General features: G+C 60.3%; 1 protein-coding gene. It reads right to left on the reverse strand.

Annotated elements, in window-relative coordinates; genetic code table 11:
* Positions 1-18 precede the first annotated feature (18 nt).
* Positions 19-324: a CGCGG family rSAM-modified RiPP protein gene (locus FY251_RS21390; RefSeq protein WP_008310586.1), complete on the reverse strand. Its 306-nt coding sequence runs from the start codon at positions 322-324 to the stop codon at positions 19-21.
* Between the last annotated feature and the right edge of the window lie 122 nt (positions 325-446).

Below are 446 nucleotides of genomic sequence, written 5' to 3' on the forward strand. Positions count from 1 at the left end.
GTCGAGTTTCCCCCGCATCTATGCCTCCCGATGGACGCGGGTGACGTGGCCCCCACAGCCACACTGCTGGACGTACTCCACTGAAATGGTCTCGCCGAACGCCTCCGCCAGCGCATCGAACAGGTAGGTTTCCGGGTGGCCGTGGTCGGCGTGGCTCACCAGATTGACGTGGTTCCCAGCCGTCGTCATCTCGACGGCGTCGATGGCCTGTTCGACGACAACATCGGGGTCTTCGGCGTGTGCGGGCGTCTCCAGGTTCGCCGACCAGGAGTTGTCGTGAACCTCGGTTGTAACCGGAGGCACGTCCTCGTGGGAATGGCTCATATGTACCGGTTGACGGCGGGCGTCCCTCGGTCCTATCCCGAAGATGTTCGGGTTATTATACACAACGGATTGCAGAGAGGAATTCGTCTGAGCGACTTTATCACACGTATTGCTACGACACC

The sequence above is a fragment of the Haloferax sp. KTX1 genome, from assembly GCF_902410085.1.
Lineage (GTDB): Archaea > Halobacteriota > Halobacteria > Halobacteriales > Haloferacaceae > Haloferax > Haloferax massiliensis.